We start from the raw sequence: 470 nt of genomic DNA, 5'->3' as shown, positions 1-470 counted from the left end.
AACAGCATGAGCGTCGATCCGAATGCGAAGATCGTGGCTGCCCATGATGCCGAAGTGTACCGTGTCACCACGCAGAATCAGGCTCGTGCTGACCGTCTGGACAGCATGAAACCTGTTGTTGACCAGACTGCAGCTGATTCTCGTCTGGAGAGCATGAAACCGGTTGTTGGCCAGGCAGCTACTGACTCTCGTCTGAACAGCATGAGCGTCGATCCAAATGCGAAGATCGTTGCTGCGCATGATGCCGAAGTTTACCGCGTCACGACTCAGAATCAGGCCCGCACTGACCGCCTGAACAGCATGAGCGTCGATCCAAATGCGAAGATCGTTGCTGCGCATGATGCCGAAGTTTACCGCGTCACGACTCAGAATCAGGCCCGCACTGACCGCCTGAACAGCATGAAACCAGTTGTTGATCAGACTGCTGCTGATTCTCGTCTGGAGAGCATGAAGCCGGTTGTTGGCCAGGC

The 470-nt window shown here is 55.3% G+C and carries 1 protein-coding gene; it reads left to right on the top strand.

Annotation, left to right across the window (positions count from 1 at the left end; genetic code table 11):
• The coding region (locus tag FFB58_RS22915) for a hypothetical protein (protein WP_171029975.1) at nt 1–470 on the top strand (470 nt) is incomplete at both ends.

This window comes from Enterobacter sp. MF024 (assembly GCF_005843915.1).
GTDB classification, from domain to species: Bacteria; Pseudomonadota; Gammaproteobacteria; order Enterobacterales; family Enterobacteriaceae; genus Enterobacter; species Enterobacter barmai.
Note: the sequence above shows the minus strand (reverse complement) of the source record. Positions and strands in the feature narration are given on the sequence as shown.